Raw genomic sequence first — 23,929 nt, 5'->3', positions numbered from 1 at the left:
CGGATAAGCCCCCGAGCAAAAAACAGGGCAACCGACGCAGAAAAGAGAAATACGTGACACAGCAGCCAACGCCGCAGAACTCCGTCACTGGCCTAGATTCGGAGGCTGAACACTCCAAGCTCCAGCGCGGACTCAGCTACCGACATATCCAGCTGATTGCCATCGGCGGCGCTATCGGTACGGGCCTCTTCCTCGGCTCGGCCAAAACCATCGCGCTGACCGGCCCCTCTATCGTTTTCGTCTACGCCATCATCGGTAGCGTCATCTACTTTGTTCTGCGCGCTATGGGTGAGATTCTGCTCTCCAACCCCAAGTACAAGTCCTTCACTGACTTCATTACCGATATCCTCGGCCTGCGCGCAGGATTCTTCGTCGGCTGGTCGTACTGGTTCTTCTGGGTTGTCACGGGTATCGCGGACGTCATCGCGATTACCGGCTACGTGCAATACTGGCTACCCGGCATGCCCAAGTTCATTCCGGCGCTCGTGGTCATCACGGCACTGCTACTGCTGAACCTGCCCTCGGTGAAGAACTTCGGCGAAATCGAATTCTGGTTCGCGGTCATTAAAATCGTCGCGATTGTCGCCCTCATTATTGTTGGTGCGCTCATGGTTGCCTTCAGCTTCACCAGCCCCGACGGCACCACCGCCTCCCTGGCCCACCTGTGGGATCATCCCGGCCCCTCCGGTAGCGGCATCTTCACCCAGGGCGTGACCGGCTTCCTGGGCTCCTTCCAGATTGCGCTCTTCGCCTTCGTGGGCGCCGAGCTCGTCGGCACCGCCGTGGCTGAGACCAAGCACCCCGAGCGAACCCTGCCCAAGGCCATTAACGCCGTGCCCTTCCGCATCGCGCTCTTCTACGCCGTACCGCTGCTGACTATCCTCGCCGTCACCCCCTGGGACAAGCTGGATAAGTCCATGAGCCCCTTCGTGGGCATGTTCTCCCTGGCAGGCATCGGCATCGCCGCCTCGCTGGTGAACTTCGTGGTGCTGACCTCCGCGGCATCCTCCGCAAACTCCGGTATCTTCTCGACCTCCCGCATGGTTTACGGCCTGGCGCACGACGGTGCGGCACCCTCCGCACTGGGCAAGCTCACCAAGAACGGCGTGCCCGCCAACGCCCTGTACCTGACCACCGTGCTGCTGCTGTTCAGCCTGGTCATGCTGTACGCCGGCAACGGCATTATGGAGGCGTTTACCGTGGTGACCTCCGTGGCGTCGATGATGGGTATCTTCACCTGGAGCATGATTCTGATCGCGTACCTGGTCTACCGCAAGAAGTTCCCCGAACGCCACGAGGCATCCGCGTACAAGATGCCCTGGGGTATCGGCATGAGCTGGTTTGGTCTGGTCTTCTTCGCGGTGATGGTTTACGCCCTGAGTCTGTACCCGGATACCGCCATCGGTCTGGCGCTGACCCCCGTCTGGTTCATCGCCCTGGCCATCGGTTACGAGATCCTGACCCGCCGCCATGCCGCCAAGCGTGCCCGCGCGCTGGTCGGTGAAGGAGCCTCTCAGAAGTAGCCTCTAGCGCTCCGCTCGTCGTTGTTCTGGGCCTCGCCCCCGTGTTCTTTCTGGATGCGGGGGCGAGGTTTTTCTGTGTTTATTTACCCCCGTCAGGAGGCTAAATGGTGACCTATACAATAGATTTGCGACACACCAAAGGCTGAAAAATACTTCATTCACCTTTCAAAACGTGTAGAATATCTATCCAAACAGGTGTGAAAGCTCCCAAAGGTTCCCGCATCGGGCGATGTCCGAACTCGCCCCGGATGCGGTGCGAACCATGGTCGAGCCCATCTCCCGCCCCGAAAGCCGGGGCTGCCCCGCTGAGCAACTGGCCGCATATTCATACACTGACCGTGCCTCCTGTCTTCTCGAGATTTTTACTCCAGGTCATGGCATATGCGGTACGGGGTACAACCGCAGAAAAGAGGACGTCGTGACTGAACATAACCAGGCCACCGTCACCCCCGAGGCTCCCGAACAGGGAGAGCGACTGCACCGCGGTCTGAGCAACCGCCACATCCAGCTCATCGCAATCGGCGGTGCCATCGGCACGGGCCTGTTCATGGGCTCCGGCCGCGCTATCTCCCTAGCGGGCCCCTCCGTGATTTTCGTGTATATGCTCATCGGCGCCGTCATCTTCCTGGTGTTGCGCGCCATGGGTGAAATCCTGCTGTCGAACCTGCGCTACAAGTCCTTCTCCGACTTCACCACCGACCTGGTCGGCCCCATGGCAGGCTTCTTCCTCGGCTGGTCGTACTGGTTCATGTGGGTGGTGACCGCCGTTGCGGACATCATTGCAATCGTCGGCTACCTGCGTCTGTGGTGGCCCGACCTGCAGGCATGGATACCGGCCCTCGCCGTCATCGGCGTTCTGCTGACCCTGAACCTGGTGTCCGTGAAGAACTTCGGCGAAATCGAATTCTGGTTCTCCATGATTAAGATCGTCGCCATCGTTGCCCTGATTATTGTTGGTGGCGCCATGGTCGCTATCGGATTCACCTCACCCAGTGGCGCGCAGGCATCCGTCGCAAACCTCTGGAACGACGGCGGTATGTTCCCGAACCACTTCATCGGCTTCCTCGGCGCATTCCAGATTGCCGTCTTCGCGTTCATGGGCTCAGAGCTCGTCGGTACCACCGCGGCAGAAACCAAGGACCCCGAAAAGACCCTGCCCAGGGCAATCAACGCCGTGCCGGTGCGCATCATGGTCTTCTACGTGGGTGCGCTCGTCACCATCCTGATGGTTACCCCCTGGCGCCTCGTCAGCCCCGATAGGAGCCCCTTCGTCGCCATGTTCACCCTGGCGGGCCTGGGCATCGCCGCGCACATCATCAACTTCGTGGTGATTACCAGCGCAACCTCCTCGGCGAACTCCGGTATCTTCTCGACCTCGCGCATGGCCTTCGGCCTGGCCCGCGAGCGCAGCGCACCCGCGTTCCTGGGTAAGGTTTCCAAGGCCGGCGTGCCACGTAACGCGCTGTTCCTCTCGGCCGTGATGCTGCTGTCCTCCATTGTGCTGCTCTACGCGGGTGACTCGATTTCTAGCGCGTTCAACCTGGTCACCACCGTGGCTGCGGTACTCGTGATTTTCGCGTGGGCGATGATCATGGTCAGCTACCTGATGTACCGCAAGAAGTTCCCCTCGCGCCATGCGAAGTCGAAGTTCCGCCTGCCCGGCGGCCGTTTCTCCGCGTGGCTGTCGCTGGTGTTCTTCGCCTTCACCATCGGCGTGCTGGCCATGGATGAAGAAACTCTCAGGGGTCTGCTCGCGATGCCCGTCTGGTTCGCGATTCTGGGCATTGGTTGGTTCTTCAAGTGCCGCGCGGATGCACGCCGCCACGAGGCGATTTCGACCCGCACCGCGCAGATTGCGATTGTGGAGGCGTCCGAGATCTTCTCGGCACGCTAAGCCGCATCTACTATCTGCGCCGGCTATCGGTGCCGGCTGCCGCAGCTGGTATCCCGTGCATGCGTAAAGCCCGCGCCCCCACCTCCTTTGCAGGAGGTGGGGGCGCGGGCTTTCGCTAGCTCCAGGGATGAACCCGAGAGGCTCTAGAGATGAACCAGAGAGGCTCGGGGGAGTGCGCTTAGACGGAAGCCATCTCAGCCTCTTCGGCAAGCGGGTCGTTGTCATCATCGGTGCGGTAGAAATCCCAGCGTTCACAACCGCAACCCGAACGCATCGCCTCGATGACGGCGGCAGCTGCCTCCAGCGGGTCGAGCGCGTGCAGGTTCCACAGCGCATGCACCGGTACAGGGTGCCTCCAGCCGTGCTCCTGCAGGAACTCCGGGTCGAAGGCGGGCAGCGCCTCGACGGTGGGTCCAAGCTCGCAGAGGAAACCGGTGGGGGAGCGGAAAACCGTCACCACGGGGGTCGGGTCGGCATCTTCCAAGCAGGCTCCGTCGAAGAAGTAGTAGGTGCTCAGGCGGCGGTTCCAGGCAAGCTGCGCGAGGCGTTCGCCGAAGACTTCCACCGTCTGCTCCCACTGGGTGCGGTGGTACGCCGCAAGGTCGGTGTGGGCGGTCTGCACCACGCCGATGCCCTGCTCGGTGAGTTCGCGGGCGCTCAGACGTGCGGGTTCTGCCGGTTCTGCCGGTTCCGCGGGAGCGCCCGCAGGGGAGCCGTCCGGGGTATCCAACTCTGCTAGTTCTGTTTCGGGGAGCTCAGCGTTAGTCAGCTCAGCGTCGAGGAGCTCAAGCTCCTCAGTGGCACTCGATTCAGTGGCACTCGATTCAGCGGCGCTCGCCTCAGCGGCGCTCGCCTCCGCAGTAGCTGTGTTGGCTTCGTTTTTCGTCCACAGGCGCAGCTCGCGGGCAATCTGCGTGCGTCCGCGATGCAGGGCCGTCTGCCAGGAACCGAACTTGGCGCGTACCGCACCCAGCGGCGGCATCTGCTCAATGAGCGTGGGAATGGTAGACCAGTAGCCGTAGTTCAGCGCCGTCGGCTCGCGGTCGTAGCGGGCGCAATAGCTCAAAAACAGGCTCAGAGTCTTCGGTGCAAAATCCTCGGGTACCGCCGCGGCGTCGATATACCACTCGTTCTCGAGCGCCTCCGCCGGGTAAATGCCGGTGCGGAGCATACCCAGGGACCAGTCGCCGTCACCGAGGTAATCGTTGACCGTCTGTGCGGGGGCAGGCCACGCCGATTCGCCCTCCATACTGGAGGCGATCAGGGTGTACAGGCTACCGCCCTCGGTGCCGATTTCTTTCACGCCGCGCTGCCGGATATCCTCGAGGGTCTGCGCGTAGGCTTCTTCCTCCAGCTGGGAGTAGGGGTGTGCGGCAAGGTACTTGAGCGTTGCCCCAATCTTCGCCAGAACGTGCGCAATGTCTTCATTGTTGAAGTGGCGTGCCTCCAGCGCGGACGGCAGGTCGTGAATAATATCGCAATCAAGAATCAGCGCCGCGTACTCGGGCTCTGGAGGCAAATCGTAGGCTTCCGCGAAAACGTACCAGAGGCCGCATGCGAGCACCGTGTAGCTCGGGGCGTCTGCCGTGACCGGGCCAAACTGCCAGATGCCGGAGCTCAGTGCATAGTTCAGGTACTTCTTGTTGATGTGCGGGTACAGAAAGTTGAGGCGGCGGAGAACCTGGGTAGGGGTGAACCCCAGTGCGGCGAGTTCGGCGATGAGTTCCGCGTACTCGTCGTGAAAATCTAAGTAGCCCTCCGGCGCGTTTGATAGCGCGGTGCGTTCGCGCATGGGTCCCTCTTTCCTCTGCAGGTGGGCGGCACATCGTCGTACCGTGCCGTCGCACCCTGTATTTCTGCGAGCAGAAAAGGTCGTGCGGGCGGCCGCGCCACCCCCAATCTGCATAAAAGCGAGAAAAATTTTAAAAAATACATCCTTTTAGTTCAAAAATAGTTGAACGTTATATAGGTGTTCAAGCGGAGGGGCCGATAATCAGCTAACTAACCAAAAGATGACACGGGCGGCGGCAGAGGCCTAAAAGACGCGGAACCGCCCTTCGGCTGTACGCACTCGGGTTCTGCGGCTGAGCTCGGGGGAGCCCGGCGGCCGGGGCCGAGCGGGGTCGATATTATCTCGGTGGCTGGACCAGGGCGAACCGGGTGGCTACCCAGGTAGGCCCGGCGACGGCCTCGGGGATCCCGACAGCGGTCCCGGCGGCCCGGCTCCCGGAGCGTCGGCGAAGTATGCGAAACTGGAGGGATGAGCGAACACCCCCTCCCGAGCAGCATCGCGCCGCGCGGCGCATCCGCCAACGAGTCGCACCCCGAACCGAACTGTAGCCGACAGGACCGTGACGGGCGCACCGAGCGGGCCCCCTCCTCGCACCTTGTCTCGGTACTCGCCGCAGAGCTCGGCATCGCCCCGCGCCGTATCGGCGCCGCCGTGGCACTGCTCGACGCAGACAACTCCGTGCCCTTCATCGCCCGCTACCGCAAAGAAGCGACGGGCGCGCTCACGGACACCCAGCTGCGCGCCATCCAGACCCGCCTGGGTCAGCTACGCGCCCTCGAAGAGCGCCGCGCCCGCGTGCTCGAGGCGCTCACCGCGCGCGCCGACGAGGGGCTTATCGACCCGCTCACCCTGCTGCAGCTGCGTTCCTCGCTCATGAACGCCGCCACCGTCGCAGACGTGAACGCCCTCTACGCCCCCTACCGTAGCGAGCGCGTAACCCGCGCGCAGCTGGCCCGCGCCGCCGGGCTCGACTCCCTCGTCGAGGACCTGCTGGAGGTGCCCCTCGCCGACGCGCACGCCATCGCCGCCGCCTACATCACCACCGATGAGGAGATTGCGGAGGCCCGCGCGGAGGGGGATGAGACGCTGCCCATCCGCACGGCCGAGGAGGCCCTCGAGGGTGCCCGCGCGATTCTGATCGACCGCGCCCTCACCGACCCGGTGCTCGGCGAGAAGCTCTTGACCCGCCTGTGCGAGCAGGGCGTCATCGAATCCCGGGTCATTGCCGGGCACGAAAGCGACGGCGCGAAGTTCTCGGACTATTTCGCTTTCTCGGACCGTATTCGCTCCATCCCGCCGCACCGCGTGCTGGCCCTGCACCGCGCCAAGGACGCCGGCGTGGTGCGCCTGAAGGTGGACGTGGCACCCGCCCCCGCACCGCTCAGTCGCCTGCGCGGTGCCGCCCGCGTCGAGGCCGAGGCCGCAGCCGAAAACTACGAGAACGTACGTTCTACATACGAGCGTGAGGTGGCCGCCGCGCTGCGCATCCCCGTGCAGGTGCTCAACACCGTGGACGACGAGGACCGTGTGCTCGGCTGGCTCGCCGCCACCGTGCGCACCGCCTGGCGCAGCCACCTGCGCCCGCGCCTGGCCGAGCGCATCCGCCACCGCCTGCTCGATACCGCCGCGCAGAACGCGACCGAGGTGTTCGCCTCCAACCTGCGCGATATTTTGCTCGCCGCGCCCGCCGGGCACCGCCGCACCCTCGGCCTGGACCCGGGTCTGCGCCACGGCGTGAAGTACGCCGTCGTCGACGAGACGGGCGAGCCCCTGCGCGTGGGCACCGTCTACCCGCACGCCCCGCGCAATCAGTGGGAGGAGGCGCTGCGCGAACTCGCCACCGCCTGCCGCGAGCACGGCGTGGAACTCATCGCCATCGGCAACGGCACCGCAAGCCGCGAAACCGACAGGCTTGCCAGCGAACTCATTCGCGCCCTGCGCGAGGAGGGCGTGGAAGCACCCCAAAAGGTGACCGTCTCGGAGGCGGGCGCCTCCGTCTACTCCGCCTCCGCTCTCGCCGCCGCCGAGCTGCCCGACTACGACGTGACCGTACGCGGCGCCGTCTCCATCGCGCGCCGCCTGCAGGACCCGCTCGCCGAGCTCGTCAAGATTGACCCGCAGTCCATCGGCGTGGGCCAGTATCAGCACGACGTGCCGCCGGCCGCCCTGCGCCGGGCCCTCAACGACACCGTCGAAGACTGCGTGAACGCCGTGGGCGTGAACCTCAACAGCGCCTCCGTGCAGCTGCTCGCGCACGTGGCGGGCGTGGGCACCGCAACCGCCGAACGCATCGTCGCCTACCGCACCGAGCACGGCCCCTTTGAGAACCGCCGGCAGCTGCTAAACGTGCCGCGGCTGGGTGAGAAGATCTTCCGCCAGGCAGCGGGATTCATTCGTATTCGTGGCGGCGAGGAGCCTCTGGATGCCTCCGCGGTGCACCCGGAAGCCTACCCGCTCGCGCGCCGCATTATTGCCGACGCGCAGGCCCGCAACGGTGCTCGCTGGGTAGCTGGCGCTCTGGGTACCTCGGACGGCAGCGACCCGCTGGCCGGGCTGAACCCCGCCGACTACGTGCAGGAGGGCGGACAGGACGGCGCGGAGGAGGGAACCGCCGGCGTGTACACGGTGCAGGATATCTTCACCGAGCTTCGCCGCCCCGGCCTGGACCCGCGCGGCAGCTTCCGCACCGCACGCTTCTCCGAGTCCGTCTCGCGTTTTGAGGATGTGCGCCCCGGCATGGTGCTCGAGGGTACCGTCTCGAACGTGGCGGCATTCGGCGCGTTCGTGGATATTGGTGTGCATCAGGACGGCCTCGTGCACATCTCGCAGATGAGCCGCGGCTACGTGGCGAACCCGCACGATATTGTGCGCAGTGGCGACATCGTGCAGGTGCGCGTGGTGGAGGTTGACCCGGCGCGCCGCCGCATCTCCCTCTCCCTGCTGGTGGAGGACGAGAGCTAATCGTCGAAAACTGGCGGGCGGGAGTTAGTTACGAAGCGCCCGCCAGGATAGCTGATGGTTTGCCGAACAATCCAAGAACGAGCGTTCGCTAAAAACTCTCTCCCCCCGCGAGGGCACGCAAAAGCCCCGACAAGTACCATCAGTGCCTGTCGGGGCTTTATGTAGGTGCGATTCGAACCACTAGGCCCGAGCTACACCTTAGAAGTCGATGTTCGCGGGGTCGGCACCGATGCGACCCTCGGGGCTGGAGAGCGCATCCACGGCCGCGATGTCCTCGGCGGTCAGCTTCACGTTCACCGACGCCAGGTTCTCCTCAATGCGCGAGGGGGTCACGGACTTCGGGATAGCCACGGTGCCCTTGGCGAGGTGCCACGCCAGCACGACCTGCGCCGGGGTTACGCCGTGGCGCTCTGCGATCTCGGCCAGCACGGGGTTCTGTAGCAGGTCGCTGCCGTTACCCAGCGGGCTCCACGCCTCGGTCACGATGCCGTACTCGGCGTGAACGGCGCGCAGCGCCTCCTGCGAGAAGTAGGGGTGTAGCTCAACCTGGTGGATGACCGGAACCACGCCGGTCTCCTCGATAATCTCGCGCAGCTGCTCCTCGGGGAAGTTCGAAACACCAATCGAGCGGACCTTGCCCTGCTTCTGCAGCTCAATCAGCGCGCGCCAGGAATCCAGGTACAGGCCCTGCTGAGGCTTGGCCCAGTGAATCAGGTACAGGTCAACGTAGTCGGTGCCCAGCTTCTCCAGGGAAGCCTCGAATGCCTCGAAAGCGCTCTCGTAACCCTGGTCAGAGTTCCACAGCTTGGTGGTGAGGAAGATATCTTCGCGAGGCACGTCAGAGTTAGCGATAGCGCGGCCCACGCCCGCCTCGTTGCCGTAGCTAGCGGCGGTGTCGATGTGGCGGTAGCCGATCTCCAGGGCGGTGCTCACAATCTTCTCGGCGACCTCGTCCTCAATCTGCCATACGCCGTAGCCCAGCTGCGGAATGGATCGGCCGTCGTTGAACGTTACGTTCGGTACGTTGTAGCTCATGATGCTCCTTCGTTTTCTGCGGGGGAGGCGAGGCCTCCGCGGGGTTCATTGGTTCTCTATGCTACGCCCGCGGCCGAGGCGAAGACGAGCCGGTTGTGCCTCGAGCTTAACGATGCGAAGAATCATGACGAGTCGCGGCGGGGGAGAGGGGCCGCTATCTCGCGTCCTTCTCCTCCGGCAGCGCGAAGAGCTCGCGCACGTCCTCGGCCGTGACCGCCGCGGAGGCGAACTCGCCCTCGCCGACCACCGCATCGAAGAGCGCGGCCTTCGAGGCCTTCAGCTGCATGACCTTCTCCTCGATCGTGCCCTCGGCGACCAGCCGGTACACGTGCACCTCCCGCTCCTGGCCGATGCGGTGAATACGGTCCACGGCCTGCTGCTCGGCGGCCGGGTTCCACCACGGATCCATGATGAACACGTGGTCCGCCTCGGTCAGGTTCAGACCGAAACCGCCGGCCTTGAGCGAAATCAGGAACACCGGCGCGGCCCCGGCGCGGAACGCCTCGATGACCTCGGCACGGTTGCGGGTCGAACCGTCCAGGTACAGGTGGTCGATGCCCTTCTCGCTCAGGGCCCGGGCGATGCTCTTCAGGTAACCGGTGAACTGGCTAAACACCAGCACGCGGTGCCCGCCGGCCAGCAGCTCGGGTAGCTGCTCCACCAGGTACTCGCGCTTCGCCGAGGTGACGCCCTCGTAGGCGTCCGGGTCGATGAGCGCGGCATCCAGGGCCAGGCGGCGCAGCAGCGTCAGCGACTGGAAGATCGTGAAACGGTTCTTGTCCATGTCCTCCAGCAGGCCCAGAACCTTCTGGCGCTCGCGCTGCAGGTGCGTGTCATAGATGCGGCGGTGGCCGGGGGCCAGCAGCAGGTTCACGCGCACATCATTCTTCGCCGGAAGCTCCGCCGCCACCAGCTCCTTGGTGCGGCGCAGCATGAGCGGGCGGATGCGCCGGCGCAGGCGAGCGGTCGTGGCGGCCGCGTGCGCCGGATCCTCGCCGGATTCGGCCGGGCGGGCGTACAGGTCGCGGAAGGCGCGGGCGGAGGGGAAGAGCCCGTCCGCCACAATCGCCAGCAGCGCCCACAGCTCCATGAGGTTGTTCTCCAGGGGCGTGCCGGTCATGGCAATCTTGGTGCGCGCGGGCATGGCGCGGGCGATAGACCAGGCGCGGGTGCCGGTATTTTTGACGAATTGCGCCTCGTCCAGCAGGAGCGCGCCCCAGCCGGGGGTGCCGGGGCCCTCCCCCGAGCCGAGCCCGGCCGCGTAGGAGGCGTACGCGTCCTCGTCCATGCGCAGCAGCGTGTAGCTGGTCAGCACCAGGTGCGCCCCGGCCACGCGTTCGGCCAGCGGGGTCTTGCCGGCGGTGGTTTCAGTGATGGTGACGACCTTCGCCCCGGGCAGGAAGCGTTCGGCCTCCGCCGCCCAGTTCGAGATAACGGAGGTCGGCGCGACCACGAGGAAGGGCGCGAACGGCTCGACGGGGGCCGCGGCGCGGTGCTCCTCGATGGCGTGGGCGAGCAGGGCGAGGGCCTGCACGGTCTTGCCCAGGCCCATGTCGTCGGCGAGAATGCCGCCCATGCGATGCTCGTAGAGGAAGGTGAGCCAGCGGTAACCCTCCACCTGGTAGGGGCGCAGGGTGGCGCGCAGGCCCGCGGGGACCGGGTACTCTCGGTTTAGGTTCGGGCGCACCACACCCCCATTGTTGCGCTTGTCATGCGTATCGGGGCTTGCTGCGGGCTTATCCGCACCGTCTGCGGGTTCGGTTTCGCGGGCCTCGGAGGCCTCCACGAGTGCCAGCAGGGAACGCACCTGCTCATCCCAGCGCCGGGTGGTCTGCACGCTGGCCGCCAGTGATTCCAGCTCGGAGAACAGCCCGGCCTGGTGCCGGTTGATGCGCAGCTCGCCGCCCGCCTCGTCGAGCTCCCGCGCCTCCGCGATGAGGGTGCGCAGGGTCTTAAACTCGGGTCGGCGCAGCGAGAAGTAGGTGCCGTTGCCTAGCAGGATGCGGTCCGCCCCGCGGTCGAGCGCCTCGAAAATCTGGGCGAAGGGCACGGTCCAGTTATTCACCTTCACAGCGATGCCCAGCCCGAACCAGTCGCGCGAATTGCCTTCGGTGACGGTTACCTCGATGAGCGCGTCGGTGGCTTCCACGAACTCGGGTGGGGTGCCGTTGAAACGCACCCGAACGGCGGAAATGCGGCGTAGTTTCGGCAGTACGGCGCTCAGCAGCTCGCGGGTTTCCCAACCCTCGACGCGGCGCTCTTCTAAGCTGGCCAGGGCCGGATGCGCGGCCAGCACCGAGCGCACCGAGCGTAGCACGCGGGCCTCGAAGCGCTCGTCGCGCACCTCGCCGCCCTCCTCGCCGGGGTACCCGAAGGCCGGCAGGCGCTGAACGCCGGATTCGTGTTCGGGGTCGGCCTCGAAGGGGTTGAGAGGGTACTCCCAGTGCCAGCCCAGCTGCGCGTCGTGGCGAACCTCCTCATCGAAGGTCAGCTCGAGCACCAGGCGCGGCGGGGTGACGGCAGGCAGGGCCAGAGCCGGGTCGGGGGTGAGCGCGGGTACGGAGCGGCTGAGAGCCGGCAGAAAATCGCGCTGGAACGCGGGGCGTTCGGAGGCGGGAATCTCAACGGTCCCAGCCGAGATGAGCGCCTCGGAGGCAGCGTCGAGCGGCTCGACCAGGGGGATGAGCGCCAGGTCCACGCCCTCGGGGAGGTTCGGAACCGCGGGGGCGGCGGGATGCGCCTGCTCGCCGGGGGACCAGGGAGCCGGCCCCTCCGAAGAAGGCTCGCCGGGGGTATTTTCGCGCCGGGCACCTTCGCGGTAGGCAACATCGCCGGGAGCCGCTTCGACGCTCGCGGCGCTATCGGTTTGTGCCGCGGCCTGCTCCGGCTGAGCGGAATCCGCCGACTGCGCGGTTTGCTCAGACTGCACGGTTTGCTCAGACTGCACAAAGGCGCCGCGCCCCACCTCGTCCAGCGCGCCCGGCCGGGCGGTCTTCCAGTGCACGGCCTTGGCGGCCTGCTCGTACTCCTGCTGCGCAAGCCCGCCGAGCGCGAAGAAGCCGGTGCGGGGCGTGCCCATGGGGTGGCAGTGGGCGGCCGGAAGCCAAAGCTGGCGCAGAAGCTCGCCCTCGCGCCCCTCCCAGCTCAGCGCGGCCTCGAGGAGCAGGCCCCCGTCCGGGCTCTCCTCGGAGTCCTCGGGCAGGGCGGCGGCGCGCAGACGCACCCGCGCGGGCGGCAGGATGGCGTACTCCACCTCGCGTCCGTTGATTAGTAGCGGCAGGCCGATTTCCTCGGCGCGTGCGAGCACATCCCAGAGCAGGGCAGAGCCCGCGGCGCTGAGCGAAATCCAGTCGCGGTGCGAGGAGTACATGTTCTGCCAGGGGCGGGCAATCGAGTAGAGCTCGGCGAAGAAACGCTCGTGCTCCGGGTAGATGTCGTGGCGGCCGACCGGCCCGCCCACGCTCGAGGCGAAGGTGTCCCAGGTGAGGCCGCCCTTGACCCAGCGGCCGGTTTTGGAGCGCATGAGCGGGCGCGCGAGCAGGTTGATGGCCGGGGTCGCCCCGGGCATGTTGCGGCCGCGCGCGTAGGATCCCGAGACGCTCATCGACAGGTCGAGCGCGCCGCTGACCCGTAGCGAATCGATGCCGGAAAGGTCCTGACGTGCGGAAAGAACCGAGGAGAGATTCTTGCGCCAGGCCGAAATCTTGGAGGCGGGTGCCTCTGCCTGCAGGCTCGGGGAGGCGCCTAGCTCGTTGAGCGCAAAGCTTCCCTGGCGGTTTTCGGGCTCGACAGCCGCTGCATCGGGTGCGGGCAGTTTCGCCGCGGTGGTGAGTGCACCGGAGGCGCGCAGTGCTGCGAGCGGGTCGGCGGATTTCTTCGCCTCCGCAACGTCCGCGCTCTTTGAACCTGCGAATCCCTTTGCATCTGTCGCCACCTTCGCAGCGGTAGCCTTCGTTACGGCACCGGGTGCGCCGACCGGTCCGGGGTGTTCGCTGAGTGCCTTTTTCGCTACGGAGGCGCGGTCCAGCGCGGTGAGCATGAGCGCCACGGCGTGCTTGCAATTGCTGACGACCGGGCAGGTGCATCGGGCCGCGAAGGCAGCCGAGCCGGCGCGCGGGGGGAAGAACCGAATCGTCACCTCGTAGGGCACGAGGGTGCTTCCGTTAACGAGTCCGGTGAGGGTGCGGTTGTCCTCGTCGTAGCTGTAGCGCACGACCTCGCGGTTGCGCTGGTAGGCGGCCCCGCGCTGGTAGGTGCGGTGGCCGACCTGTCGAATGATTTGGGGTACGGTGACGGGGATTTCGGGGAAAGGATTGTTGGGCACCTGCCCATTATCTCGCATTGGGTGAGGTACCGCCCGGCGGGCGGTCATTGCCTCTCGAGCGTGCGCGCTCCGAGGGTTTAACGAGGCGAATTGAACACGCTGAAAGCGGCCGCCGCGCCCCGCGCGGGATTGGTCTGCGTGCTCGCGGAGGGGTGAAAGCGAGGGGCTACCGAGGGTCAAATATTACGTGTCGAGACAGCCATGGAACGTTTATAAACGCTTTGATTAGTGAAAATACATGTGACATGAATCTTTTGTGAAGAACGCTTTACTTAAGGTGAGAACGTGCTGTAAGCTGGAGCCAGCTTCAAGAGTTTCGACTGATAAGCTCCGACTATGGTCGAACGCCAACCCCATGTTCACGGGTGGCTCGGATGACGAAGCGGTTTGTATTCACCACCCTCAGGGGTGGTAACCGGTACAGACAAGAGCAACGCGAAAGGATCGCGCCACTCACGGCGCAGGTTGTCACATGTACAACGGCTCTGCAACCGAAGCAGCAATCTCTCTGAACCCCTCCCGCTCCTACCAGGACAGCCTGCGTGCCGCAGCAGTTCCCGCTCGAGGCGGTTTCACCGCGGTCAGCATTGACGACTACTCCCGCATTTCTTCTAAGCGCGACGAGTTCCTGAACTTCCTTCTTCTGCCCAACCCCGAGGGTATTCCCGCCATCGAAATCGCCGGTCTGCGCGTAGCGTAGCATTAGGGGTATGAACTTTTCCGGTATGCTCCTGGACTCCGACGTTCTCGCGGAGATTCGTAAGGCGGATCCAGACCCCGCCGTGGTGGCGTTTCTGCGCCGCCGCTCGTTTCGCCACATGTACATTTCGGTGTTGAGCATTGGTGAGCTCAAAGGCCTCTACCCCTACCCCGAGACCGACCGTTGGATTACCGAGCTGCTCGAACGCTTCGGTGACCACGTCATTAACGTGGATGCGCGCGTGAGCCTCGAGTGGGCGGGCCGCCAGGCCCCGCGCGGTCAGCACGCGGTGGGGCGCGACGGCGCCGGACCCCTCCCCACGGCCGCCCTGGAGGGGCTGATGGCCGCGAGTGCAAGCGCCTACGATCTGGAGCTGGTCTCCTCGAAGGCGCAGGTGTACCGTTCCTGGGGCGTGAATGCATCCAACCCCTGGACCGATCACTAGGGGTGCCGTAAATATTCCCGCTGAGGGACTAACCCAAAACTGACGCGACGTGCAAAAACCTGTCTTCGAGGGCCATCACCGGCCCTTCCGGAGGCGGGTTTCGTCGTTAAAACGTGGCATCATGGAAGGACGATGAAAAGCACCTCACCTATCTCCCGCTATTCCATGCCCATGCCCCTGTGGCTTCAGGGCGTCGTTGAGCTGATTCTAACCGCCCTGATGTCCGGCGTCCTGGTGGTGGCCGCCATGGCTGCCGTGTGGGCGACGAACGGTTTTGGCGGCACGGAGTTCTCGTCGGTGGCCGCGATGTCGGCCCACCTGTGGCTCCTGATTCACGGCGTTCCCCTGGACCTCTCGGCTGTCTTTGGCGCCTCCGCGGGCACCATGACCCTGGTGCCGCTGGGCCTGAGTATTCTGCCGTTGCTATTTTGCTACCGTTCCGGTCGCAGGCTGGCGCGCGCCTCGTACGAGGGGGAGTTCCTCATTCCGGTACTCTCGGGCTCGGTGACCTACGCGCTGATTTGTTCGGCGGTGTACGGTTGGGCGAGCCCGAGCCCGAAGCCGCTGCAGGTGTTGAACGCTGCGCTGGTGCCGCTGGGTATCGTGGTGGTCGGCCTGATGTGGGGCGGCTACCGCGAGGCGCGTTCGCTTTCGCGCATGGTGGGTGTTGATACGGCGGAGCAGATTTCGCAGATGAGCCAGTACTCGCGCTGGGCCGGGTCCTACGCGTGGGCTGTGGTGCGCGCGGCGGTGGTTGCCGCGGTGGCCTTCGTGGGCCTGGGCGCGCTGCTACTGGCCCTGGGTATTCTGGGCGGTTGGTCGCAGGTGGTGGCCACCTACCAGGAGCTGCACGCGGGCCCGGTGGGTGATACCGCTGTGACGCTGCTGCAGCTGGGCTTCCTGCCCAACCTGGTGATTTACGCGATGGCCTGGTCGACCGGTGCCGGTTTCGCCTTTGGCGCGGGTACCTCGATCGGCCTGACGAGTAGCAATGCCGGGTCCCTGCCGATGCTGCCGATCCTGGGCGGGGTTCCTGAGTCCCTGGGAAGCGCCGGCCTGCTGGGTCTGCTGGTTCCGGTGGCCGCCGGCGCGATTGCCGGTTGGTGGTTCCTGCGTGAGGGTGAGGATCACCTGGACGAGTGGGTCGCCCTGAAGGTGCCGTTCCGTCCGCTTTCGGCCCTGCTGTCCTCGCTTGCGCTGGGCGTGCTGACCGGTTTGCTGACTTCTCTGGCCGCCCTGTGGCTGGGTTGGATTTCCTACGGCTCGTTGGGCGTCGGCCGCTTCACCGAGGTGGGTGCCGAGCCGCTGAGCTTTGCGGGCCACACGGCTCTGTGGGTGGGGCTCGGCGTGGCTCTGGGTAACCTGCTCAGCCGCGCCCTGGTGCCCGATAGCAGCCGCGATCTGCCGCGATTTGCCGATGAGCGCCCGAACCTGGGCGAGCGCCTGATGAGCCTTGGTGCTTCCGCGAAGGAGCGCCTGGCTCGGCGTCGCGCGGAGCGTGCGGCCGAGCGTGAGGAACGCCGAGCTGCCGAGGAAGCCGAGGCTGAGCGTCGCGAGGCGGAGGAAGCTGAGGAAGCCAAGCGCCGGGAGGAGGAAGCTCGCAAGGCAGAAGCCGAGCGCAAGGCCGCCGAAGATTCCCGAAAGAGCGAGCCGAGCTCCGAGGACTCTGAGAACGAGGACTCCGAGCACGAGGATTCGCAGGAGCCCTCCGAGGCGCACACGATTGTGGACGAGGTAGCCACCGGCCACGTGCCGGTGCACCCGCAGGAGCCCGTGCACGCCTACCCCCTGGAGGCTTCCGACCCCGTGGCCGAGCGCGCCCTGGCGGATGCGCTCGCCGAGGTCGTTCCCGACGAGGACCTGCCCGAGCCGGTGGAATCCGACCTCTCCATCCCCGAGTTTATGAACCCCGAGCCCGAGAACCCCGAGCCCGCTTCCGCCGCGTCCGAGGCCGGTTCGAAGAGCGAGAAGAAGGCGGCCCCGAAGTCCGCGGAAATCTCGAAGTCTTCCGCGAAGACCGCGGGGGAAGGCCCCGCCGAACCCGAGGACGCCTCCGAAAGCGCCGAGCCCGCTCGCCCGCGAGGCCGTGCCGGGCGCATCATGGCGTACTTCGGTTTCGGCGTTCAGCCCGCCGAAGGCTCCGAGGATGCCGCTCCCGACCGTTCGGAGCGCGAAGCCTCCGAGACCCCGGAGGCCGAGCCCTCCGCGGCGGAACAGCGCGCCCGCAAGCGCCGTGAGAAGAAGGCGGCCAAGAGCGAGCGCAAGGCGAAGAAGAAGGCCGGGGGAGAGCGTGACTTCATGGAACGCGAGCTGGAGGTGCTCTCCGCCGACCAGGCCATGAACCGTATCTTTGGCGTGCGCGCCCAGACCGGCATCCTGCCGCTTCTGACCGACGAGGCCTCCACCGTGGAGCTGCCCCCGCTGCCGACCGGGGAAGAGGTTACCGGATCGCAGGCCCCGAAGAAGAAATAGCTCGAAAAATAGCACGAAACCCGCGCGAGGATGACTCGCGCGGGTTTCGTGCTGTGTGCGCTCCGGCCGCCGCTAACGGGAGGAGGCCCCTGCCGTGCTGCCGGTGCCCGCGAAGCTGTCCATGCTGTTCTGGAGCATCTGGTCGCAGGTGTACATATCGGTGCCGGTCAGCGCGGCCGTGCGGCACTCGCGGTACTCCTGCATCCCCGGCATGACGGCCAGACCGATTCCGCCAATCACGGTCATGAGGCTGTAGAGGATGCTGAGGGAGGCGGCAACGTAGAAGATCCAGGGGCCGCGCGCGCTCGCGGTGCGCACGATGGCCCAGACGTTCAGCCCCATGCCCACCAGCGCAAAGAGGAAAAGGCCCAGGAAGTAGGGCATGGGGGAGAGCACGAAGGAAGACGCCCCGAAGATGAGTAGCACGGAGACCACGAGAACCATGGCCGCGCGGAGCAGGATGCGCTGGCGCTGTAGCGGGTCCATCGGTGGCTTGCCGGGGTTTCCGCCGCCGGGCTGATGCGCGCCCGGCGCGCTGGGGTACTGTGCGCCGGGGTGCTGTCCGCTGTACCTGCCGGGGGCCGGCGGCCCCTGGTGCTGTCCCTGCTGCGGGTTGGAGGCGGGGCTCTGCGGCTGAGCCTGCTGCTGAGGGTTGCGGGGCTGGTCGTTCGGGGTGTTCGGCGGGGGAGTAGACATAGCTTTAAGGGTACCGTCCCTTCGGGCGTGAGGCCCGCCGCGCCTCCGTTCGTTCGCCTTCCGCGTCCGGACTGCTGGAGCCCTCCGCTCTTCCGACCGTCCCGGCCTACCGAGCGCTGCCGCAATACCTTCTCCCGTTAACGCGGGCGACCCTCTCTCCGAGCTCCCGCAACGCATGTGAGATGGGCTATACTGGTTGGGTGCGAATTGTGGTTATGGTATCCGGATCCGGAACGAATCTTCAGTCCATTCTCGACGCCGTAGCGGCGGGCGAGCTTCCCCTCGACATTGCGGCTGTTGGCGCCGACAAGCCCTGCCTGGGTATCGAACGCGCCCAGGCCGCCGGCGTGCCCACTTTCCTGGTGCAGCCCGGCGACTACGCAGACCGCCCGGCGTGGAACCGCGCCCTCGAAGAGAAGATTGCCTCCTACGAGCCCGATTACATCGTGTTCGCCGGCTTCATGCGCATCGTGGATGCGCAGCTGGTCGAGCGCTTCAGCAACCGCATTATCAACACCCACCCCGCCCTGCTGCCATCCTTCCCGGGCGCACACGGCGTGCGTGACGCCCTGGCCCACGGCGTGAAGATTACCGGCCTGACCGTGCACTTCGTCGACGCCGGCGTTGATACCGGCCCCATCCTGGCGCAGGCCGCCGTGCCCGTGCTCGACGGCGATACCGAAGAAACTCTGCACGAACGCATCAAGGTGCAGGAGCGCCGCCTGCTCGTGCAGACCATCGCCGACCTCGCGCAGAAGCACTCTGCCGCATAAGTTTTTCATACGGCGGGTGGAGCGCACGCTCCGATTCCCCGCCCGTACAGACGTACCGTCGCGCCCCACTGCCCGAGTGGGGGCACCCCGTGCCCGGCGCGACGGCGGGGGTAAACCCCACCCGCACATCCCGCCCGCCGGGGCGGACTCACATCCATCCACCAGCCGTGCCGCCGCATGTGCCGGGCACGGTGCAAAGTATCGGAGTATTTGTGTCTCTTATTGAGCTCGATCGCGTGCCCCTGCGCCGCGCCCTCATTTCTGTCTACGACAAGACCGGCCTGGAGGATTTCGCCCGCGGTCTGCACGAGGCCGGCGTGGCCCTGGTGTCCACCGGTTCGACCGCGGCGACCATTGCGGCCGCAGGCGTTCCCGTCACCGAGGTGACCGAGGTGACCGGCTTCCCCGAGTGCCTCGAGGGCCGTGTGAAGACCCTGCACCCGCGCATTCACGCCGGTATTCTGGCTGACCGCCGCAAGCAGGAGCACATCGACACCCTCGGCGAGCTGGACGTTGAGCCCTTCGATCTGGTCGTCGTGAACCTGTACCCCTTCGTCGAGACCGTTGCTTCCGGTGCCGATCAGGACGCCATCATCGAGAAGATCGACATTGGTGGCCCCTCCATGGTTCGCGCTGCCGCGAAGAACCACGACGCCGTCGCAATTGTGGTGGACCCGGCCGACTACGAGCGCACGGTTGAGGCCGCTAAGAACGGTGGCTTCTCGCTGGAGGAGCGCCGCCGCCTGGCCGCTGGCGCATTCGCCCACACCGCCGCCTACGACACCGCCGTGGCTACCTGGACCGCATCCCAGTTCCTGCAGGACGAGGACGCCAACTTCTGGCCCCCGTACGCCGGCCTGGGCTTCGAGCGCAGCGAGACCCTGCGCTACGGCGAGAACCCGCACCAGCGCGCCGCCCTGTACGTTAACCCGGCGGCCGCCCCCGGCATTGCACAGGCCGAGCAGCTGCACGGCAAGGCCATGAGCTACAACAACTACGTTGACGCCGACGCCGCTCTGCGCGCCGCCTACGACTTCGACGAGCCGGCCGTTGCCGTCATCAAGCACAACAACCCCTGTGGTATCGCCGTGGCAACCCCCGGTGCCGCCGATCCGATTGCGGACGCTCACGCGAAGGCTCACGCCTGCGACCCGCTGTCCGCATACGGTGGCGTGATTGCCGCTAACCGCCCGGTGACCGCCGCTATGGCCCGTACCGTCAAGGGCATCTTCACCGAGGTTGTCGTGGCCCCCGGCTACGAGCCCGAGGCCCTGGAGATTCTGCGCGAGAAGAAGAACCTGCGCCTGCTGGTTCTGCCCGAGGGCTTTAGCCGCGATGCCATCGAGTACCGTCCCATCTCCGGCGGCGCGCTCTTCCAGGAGGCCGACCGCCTGCAGGCCGAGGGCGACGACCCGAAGAACTGGACCCTGGTTGCCGGCGAGCCCGCCGACGAGGCTACCCTGCGCGACCTCGAGTTCGCGTGGCGCGCACTGCGCTCGCCCAAGTCGAACGCCATTCTGTTGGCCGATAACGGCGCCGCAGTGGGCATCGGCATGGGCCAGGTGAACCGCGTGGACTCCTGCAAGCTGTCCGTTGAGCGTGCGAACACCCTCGGTGGCGAGGGTAACGAGCGTGCCCGCGGTGCGGTTGCCGCATCCGATGCGTTCTTCCCCTTCGCTGACGGCCTGCAGGTTCTGCTGGACGCCGGCGTGCGTGCCGTCGTGCACCCGGGCGGTTCGATCCGTGATGAGGAAGTTATCGAGGCCGCTAAGGCTGCCGGCGTGACCATGTACCTGACCGGTACCCGCCACTTCTTCCACTAAGATTTTGCGGCTACGCGTACCGCCGCGGCCGGTTACGGCCGGGCGGGCGTGAGCGCGTGAGTGAGGCGGGATGCCCCGGATTTTCGGGGCACCCCGCCTTTTTATGGAATTTTTATTCTATTTTTTGCGTTTTGGGGCTCCATGGCTCGGAAGGTGCGCCCGAAAGGCGCGCGGAGCGCCAAAAAATTCGCTAGGATTAGGTTGTGCCTAAAGTCAGCGAAGAATACAAAAAGAACAGGCGTTCTCAGATTGTAGAGACCGCCCGCGAGTGTTTCATCAAGCACGGCTATCAGAAGGCCTCGATGAGCGAGATTATCGCCGCCACCGGCCTGTCTGCTGGAGCCATCTACAATCACTTCTCCTCCAAGGATGAGATTATCCTCGCCGCCGCGCGCATGGACCTGGCTCCCTTCGACCGCATCCGCGCCGAGCAGCCCTGGGACTACGTGTTCGGGTGCCTGAAGGTGCTGGACACCCCCAAGGTGCGCCGTCACCTGCTTGTGACCTGGGGTGAGGCGGTCTCCATGCCGCAGCTGGGTGCCGTGGTTTCCGAGCAGCTAACCTACCTGCGCGATCAGGCCCTGGAGCGCTACCGCGCCTGGGGCGCCGCTGAACTGGACTTCACCGATGAGGAGCTCGAGGAATGGCTGACCGTCATCGGCGCGGCCGTGCTCTCTGTGCTGACCGGTTACGTGGTGCAGACCCAGCTGGTGGCCGGCGGTAAGAAGGATAGCGCCCGCGAGGCCTACCTGGAGTACGCCTCCGCCATCCTGCGCCAGGCTTAGGACTCACCGACCTGCGCCGCCTTGCCGATAGGCCCACCGGGGCGTGTCAAGCGTCCCGCACCGGTACCATACCGGCGCCGTAAAACTTCATCATGATGCATCCCAAAGCCCGTTTTCCTTCTCGAAGGAGAACGGGCTTTACGGTATTATGAGGTGTAGCTCATATTTTTTCATTCAGGGTTTTCAGCCGCAGACAGTGCCGCAACCCCGATGACGAGCCACCGAAGATACCGTAAAAACACTCCCAGGAGCGTAATGACCGAGCAGAAGATCCTCGAGATGCCCCTCGCCGACCTCGACCCCGAGGTAGCAGAAGCCATTGAGCTGGAGCGCAAGCGCCAGCAGAACACCCTCGAGATGATTGCATCCGAGAACTTTGTCCCCCGCGCTGTGATGCAGAGCCAGGGCTCGGTGCTGACCAACAAGTACGCTGAGGGATACCCCGGCCGCCGCTACTACGGCGGCTGCGAGTACGTCGATATCGTTGAGGACCTCGCCATTGCCCGTGTGAAGGAGCTCTTCGGCGCGGAGCACGCGAACGTACAGCCCCACTCCGGCGCGCAGGCGAACAATGCCGTCATGCACGCGCTGCTGAACCCCGGCGACACCATCATGGGTCTGTCCCTGGCGCACGGTGGCCACCTGACCCACGGTATGAAGCTGAACGTCTCCGGCAAGCTGTACAACGTTGTCGCCTACAGCGTGGACGAGAACGGCTACGTTGACATGGAGCAGGTGCGCGAGCTGGCCCTGGCCGAGCGCCCCAAGCTGATTATCGCCGGCTGGTCCGCGTACCCCCGCCAGCTGGACTTCGCCGCATTCCGCGCGATTGCCGACGAAATCGGCGCGTACCTGTGGGTGGACATGGCGCACTTCGCGGGCCTGGTGGCTGCGGGTCTGCACCCGAACCCCGTCCCGCACGCACACGTGGTGTCCTCCACCGTACACAAGACCCTGGGCGGCCCCCGCTCGGGCTTCATCCTCTGCACCGAGGAGCTGAAGAAGAAGATTGACTCGGCCGTGTTCCCCGGCCAGCAGGGCGGCCCGCTCATGCACGTGATCGCCGCGAAAGCTACCGCGTTCAAGATTGCCGCATCCGAGGGCTTCAAGGAGCGTCAGAAGCGCACCATTGAGGGCGCGCAGATCCTGGCGAAGCGCCTGCTGGAGCAGGACGTGAAGGACGCCGGCGTTTCGATTGCCTCCGGCGGCACCGACGTTCACCTGGTGCTTGTCGACCTGCGCCACCACGCGCTCAACGGCAAGGAAGCAGAAGACCTGCTGCACGACGCCGGCATCACCGTCAACCGTAATGCCGTTCCGAACGACCCGCGCCCGCCGATGGTGACCTCCGGTCTGCGCATCGGCACCTCCGCGCTGGCAACCCGCGGCTTCGACGCCGAGGGCTTCACCGAGGTGGCTGACATCATCGCCTCCGTGCTGCTGCCGAACCCGGACATCGCGGCCCTGCGCGCTCGCGTGGATGCGCTCTGCGCCAAGTACCCCCTCTACCAGGGCAGCGAGAACTGGTAGAACCGTGAATGACCCCGTTCGCTCATCCGCCCGTGTGGCCGATGCGCGGACGGGGTTATTTCGCCCTCCGCCCGCCGTCCCGGACCCGCTCTATCGGTGAGGCGCGGCGGGGCCCCAAGAACCCAACACATAGACCGTCCGTTTCGGCGAACCCGCCGTAATCTATGGAAGGAAAACAATGCCCCAGATTCTAGACGGTAACGCAACCGCTGCCGCCATCAAGGCGGAGCTGAAGGAGCGCGTCGAGGCGCTGAAGGCTAAGGGCATCACCCCCGGCCTGGGCACCGTCCTGGTCGGTGACGACCCGGCATCCCGCTCCTACGTGGGCGCTAAGCACCGCGACTGCGCGGAGATCGGTATTAACTCCATCCGCGTGGACCTGCCCGGCGATATCACCCAGGAGGAGCTCGACGCTGAGATTGACAAGCTGAACAACGATCCGGCCTGCACCAGCTACATTGTGCAGCTGCCCCTGCCCAAGCACCTGGACACCAACCGCGTGCTCGAGCGCATCGCCCCCGAGAAGGACGCCGACGGCCTGCACCCGACCAACCTCGGCAAGCTCGTGCTGAACGTTTCGGAGCCGCTGGATTCCCCGCTGCCCTGCACCCCGAACGGCGTGATTGAGCTCGTTAAGCGCCACGGCATCGACTGGAACGGCAAGAACGTGGTGGTGCTCGGCCGCGGCATTACCGTGGGCCGCCCGCTGGGTCTGCTGCTGACCCGCCGCGAGGTGAACGCCACCGCAACCCTGGCTCACACCGGCACCCAGAACCTCGATGAGGTGCTGCGCGAGGCCGACGTCATCGTCGCCGCTGTGGGCGTGCCCCACGTGCTGAAGGCTCACCAGGTCAAGGAGGGCGCAATCCTGCTGGACGTGGGTGTTTCCCGCGCCGAGGATCCCGAGACCGGCAAGAAGAAGCTCTTCGGTGACGTCTCGCCCGAGGCCGCCGAGAAGGCCTCGTGGGTGTCCCCGAACCCCGGTGGCGTGGGCCCGATGACCCGCGCCGAGCTGCTGGTGAACGTGGTGGAGACCGCGGAGCGTCAGGCCGCGTAGGTCCCCGCGACGTTCGCATAGACCCGTAACGAAAGACCCGTAGCGAAAGGGCGGTGCCCCGGTAGAGCAAATCTACCGGGGCACCGCCCTTTCGCGCGTCTCGTGCGGCCTCCTGTCTC

The 23,929-nt window shown here is 65.7% G+C and carries 14 protein-coding genes, 1 pseudogene and 1 riboswitch; of the genes and pseudogenes, 12 read left to right on the top strand and 3 right to left on the bottom strand.

Annotation, left to right across the window (positions count from 1 at the left end; translation table 11 throughout):
• The first annotated feature begins 53 nt into the window (after positions 1-53).
• The 4 genes and pseudogenes from ADJ95_RS04770 to ADJ95_RS04755 all read left to right on the top strand — a co-directional run bounded on the left by ADJ95_RS04770 (position 54) and on the right by ADJ95_RS04755 (position 8,170).
• Positions 54-1,523: an amino acid permease gene (locus tag ADJ95_RS04770; RefSeq protein ID WP_049333087.1), complete on the top strand. Its 1,470-nt coding sequence runs from the start codon at positions 54-56 to the stop codon at positions 1,521-1,523.
• A 418-nt stretch (positions 1,524-1,941) separates the two neighbouring features.
• Positions 1,942-3,417 carry an amino acid permease gene (locus ADJ95_RS04765; RefSeq protein WP_049333085.1) on the top strand — a complete coding sequence of 492 codons (1,476 nt, stop codon included), beginning with the start codon at positions 1,942-1,944 and terminating at the stop codon, positions 3,415-3,417.
• 823 nt (positions 3,418-4,240) lie between these two features.
• A pseudogene (locus ADJ95_RS09605) lies at positions 4,241-5,167 on the top strand (hypothetical protein); the annotation flags it as partial.
• 510 nt (positions 5,168-5,677) lie between these two features.
• Entirely contained in the window at positions 5,678-8,170 is a 2,493-nt protein-coding gene (locus ADJ95_RS04755; RefSeq protein ID WP_080974946.1) for a helix-hairpin-helix domain-containing protein, read from the top strand.
• Positions 8,171-8,368: 198 nt separating this feature from the next.
• Here the strand turns inward: ADJ95_RS04755 and ADJ95_RS04750 are convergent, their stop codons facing one another.
• Positions 8,369-9,205, bottom strand: coding sequence for an aldo/keto reductase (locus ADJ95_RS04750; protein WP_049333081.1), 837 nt, complete (start codon positions 9,203-9,205; stop codon positions 8,369-8,371).
• Between the two features lie 154 nt (positions 9,206-9,359).
• Entirely contained in the window at positions 9,360-13,577 is a 4,218-nt protein-coding gene (locus ADJ95_RS04745) for an SNF2-related protein (RefSeq protein WP_049333080.1), read from the bottom strand.
• 257 nt (positions 13,578-13,834) lie between these two features.
• Positions 13,835-13,966: riboswitch (SAM riboswitch) on the top strand.
• Between the two features lie 35 nt (positions 13,967-14,001).
• On the opposite strand from ADJ95_RS04745, the gene ADJ95_RS04740 reads away from it, so the two are divergent.
• From ADJ95_RS04740 to ADJ95_RS04730, 3 genes are all read left to right on the top strand, one after another.
• The gene (locus ADJ95_RS04740) at positions 14,002-14,229 is read left to right on the top strand and encodes a hypothetical protein (RefSeq protein WP_049333079.1); all 228 of its coding nucleotides are present in this window, start codon (positions 14,002-14,004) and stop codon (positions 14,227-14,229) included.
• A gap of 10 nt (positions 14,230-14,239) precedes the next feature.
• The gene (locus tag ADJ95_RS04735; RefSeq protein ID WP_049333077.1) at positions 14,240-14,674 is read left to right on the top strand and encodes a plasmid stabilization protein; all 435 of its coding nucleotides are present in this window, start codon (positions 14,240-14,242) and stop codon (positions 14,672-14,674) included.
• Between the two features lie 132 nt (positions 14,675-14,806).
• Positions 14,807-17,146: a DUF6350 family protein gene (locus ADJ95_RS04730; protein WP_049333076.1), complete on the top strand. Its 2,340-nt coding sequence runs from the start codon at positions 14,807-14,809 to the stop codon at positions 17,144-17,146.
• A 72-nt stretch (positions 17,147-17,218) separates the two neighbouring features.
• Here the strand turns inward: ADJ95_RS04730 and ADJ95_RS09120 are convergent, their stop codons facing one another.
• Positions 17,219-17,842 (bottom strand): hypothetical protein, encoded by a 624-nt coding sequence (locus tag ADJ95_RS09120; RefSeq protein ID WP_053088808.1) that lies wholly within the window; start codon positions 17,840-17,842, stop codon positions 17,219-17,221.
• Between the two features lie 215 nt (positions 17,843-18,057).
• On the opposite strand from ADJ95_RS09120, the gene purN reads away from it, so the two are divergent.
• From purN to ADJ95_RS04700, 5 genes are all read left to right on the top strand, one after another.
• On the top strand, positions 18,058-18,615 hold the full coding sequence (gene purN / locus ADJ95_RS04720) for a phosphoribosylglycinamide formyltransferase (protein WP_049333074.1): 558 nt from the start codon (positions 18,058-18,060) through the stop codon (positions 18,613-18,615).
• Positions 18,616-18,827: 212 nt separating this feature from the next.
• A complete protein-coding gene (gene purH, locus ADJ95_RS04715) occupies positions 18,828-20,438 on the top strand; it encodes a bifunctional phosphoribosylaminoimidazolecarboxamide formyltransferase/IMP cyclohydrolase (RefSeq protein WP_049333072.1) in 1,611 nt (536 codons plus the stop codon).
• 203 nt (positions 20,439-20,641) lie between these two features.
• Complete coding sequence (locus tag ADJ95_RS04710; RefSeq protein WP_049333070.1) at positions 20,642-21,223, top strand: TetR/AcrR family transcriptional regulator; 582 nt, start codon at positions 20,642-20,644, stop codon at positions 21,221-21,223.
• A gap of 255 nt (positions 21,224-21,478) precedes the next feature.
• Entirely contained in the window at positions 21,479-22,753 is a 1,275-nt protein-coding gene (gene glyA / locus ADJ95_RS04705) for a serine hydroxymethyltransferase (protein ID WP_049333068.1), read from the top strand.
• 178 nt (positions 22,754-22,931) lie between these two features.
• Positions 22,932-23,810 carry a bifunctional methylenetetrahydrofolate dehydrogenase/methenyltetrahydrofolate cyclohydrolase gene (locus tag ADJ95_RS04700; protein WP_049333066.1) on the top strand — a complete coding sequence of 293 codons (879 nt, stop codon included), beginning with the start codon at positions 22,932-22,934 and terminating at the stop codon, positions 23,808-23,810.
• Positions 23,811-23,929: the final 119 nt, after the last annotated feature.

The sequence above is a fragment of the Rothia mucilaginosa genome (assembly GCF_001061665.1).
Classification (GTDB): Bacteria; Actinomycetota; Actinomycetes; order Actinomycetales; family Micrococcaceae; genus Rothia; species Rothia mucilaginosa_A.
This window is presented reverse-complemented; position numbering and strand designations above follow the sequence as displayed.